This window comes from Aestuariivita sp. (genome assembly GCF_049276915.1).
Taxonomy (GTDB): domain Bacteria; phylum Pseudomonadota; class Alphaproteobacteria; order Rhodobacterales; family Rhodobacteraceae; genus Aestuariivita.
Genome location: NZ_JBASXK010000161.1, coordinates 1 through 1,769, shown reverse-complemented (window position 1 = coordinate 1,769; position 1,769 = coordinate 1). Strand labels below are relative to the sequence as shown.

2 protein-coding genes are annotated in these 1,769 nt (G+C 55.2%); both read left to right on the top strand.

Going from position 1 to position 1,769, the window contains the following annotated elements; translation table 11 throughout:
• Positions 1-6 precede the first annotated feature (6 nt).
• Positions 7-957, top strand: a complete 951-nt coding sequence (locus tag WAO69_RS17135; protein ID WP_422181381.1) for an ABC transporter permease — start codon at positions 7-9, stop codon at positions 955-957.
• On the top strand, positions 958-1,769 hold an 812-nt coding region (locus WAO69_RS17130; protein ID WP_422181379.1), incomplete at its 3' end, for an ABC transporter permease. It abuts the gene before it with no gap.

Here is a 1,769-nt window from a genome sequence, read left to right as displayed (position 1 = left end):
TGACCCATGCTACGTCTTCTATTGATCCGATTAGCCACTTTCGTGCCGACGCTTTTTGCGGCGTCGGTAATTCTTTTCGTCGCTGTAAATGTCGTGCCTGGATCAGCTGCACGTTCGGCACTGGGATTTCAGGCAACGCCACAGGCAATCCTGCGGTTCGAACACCAGCACGGCCTCGACCGACCGCTTGTTGTTCAATACGTGGATTGGGCGAGCAAGGCGCTTGCCGGAGATTTCGGTATATCGTTTCAGAACGCGGTAGCCGTCGGTCCTGAGGTGCGAAAACGCATCCCGGTAACCCTGCAACTTGCCGGCATCTCGTTTCTCGTGGCTTTGATACTTGCAATCCCTTTGGGTGCATTGGCTGGTTTCCGGCATCAAAGTGGCACCGACGGCGTGGTCACGACCTTGGCGACCCTGTTTGGATCGACGCCGAATTTCTGGTTGGCGACACTGCTAATCTATTTCTTTTCGCTGCGCCTCGGTTGGTTGCCGACGGGCGGTTTCACGCCGGCCTCAGAAAGCCTTTCCAAAAATTTGCGAGGTCTGATTCTGCCCTGCATCGCGCTCGGCGTGGTCTCATCCGGCCTTTTAATCCGCATCATGCGCACCGCCGTGATCGAGGTGATGCAGTCTAATTATATTGAAACCGCGAAGTCAAAAGGCCTGACCAATCTGCGGCTTATTACTCACCACGTGCTGCGCAATGCTCTCATTCCTTTCCTGACAGTAGGGGCGGTTGAATTTGGCTTTCTTGTTGGCAGCGTTGTGATTATCGAGGATGTATTTCGTATCCCTGGTATCGGGTCTCTGGTTCTGGTGGGCATAATCAACCGCGATTACCCGGTCCTTCTGGCTGCCACGATGTCAATAATCGTGATAGTGCTGATCGTTAACTTGCTAGTGGACCTTGCGGCTCAGGTAATTGACCCGCGCCAGGTCCGGACTCGGCAATAGATGCTGGCAGGTTTCAACCGGCGCCGCTTCGGGCTCGTCGCCATCACCCTCCCGGTCGTAGCGCTCGTTTTTTTGTTGGCGGGTCTGGCACCCTGGATCGCGCCCTACGATCCCTACGCGCTCGATGTGATGGTCATGCTTGAACCACCAAGCATCGTGCACCTGATGGGAACGGACGAACTGGGCCGCGACATCTTCAGCAGGGTGATCTATGCCGCGCGCATTTCGATAGTCGTAGGGCTTGTCGCCGTGGCAATCGGGGCGACTGGGGGGATTCTGATCGGAATCCTTGCGGCCTATCGAGGTGGAGCGGTCGATGCCGTTCTCATGCGTTTCATGGACATTGTCTTTTGCTTTCCTGCGATCCTCTTGGCTGTAATCCTGATGGCCAGCCTTGGAACTTCGATCTTGAATGCAATGCTGGCAATAGGGATTATCTTTATCCCCGGATTTGCCCGTCTGACCCGTGCTGTTGCGCAGACTGTGCAGCGCCAAGCGTTTCTAGAGGCCGCTATTTGCCTAGGAATTCCCAGCCATCGCATTATTCTTCGGGAAATCTTGCCAAACGTGATTGGCCCCGTGGTGGTTGAGGCGGCGGTTGCGTTTTCTTACGCTGTGCTTTTGGAAAGTGCGCTCAGTTTTTTGGGTCTCGGAGCTCAGCCCCCTGAACCATCTTGGGGCAACATGATCAATACTGGGCGCGGCTTTATTGAACAGGCGCCTTGGATCAGTCTGGCGCCAGGGCTAGCGCTTTTTGTTACTGTTTTTGCCTTCAATTTGCTCGGCGATGGCCTGCGCGACGTACTGGACCC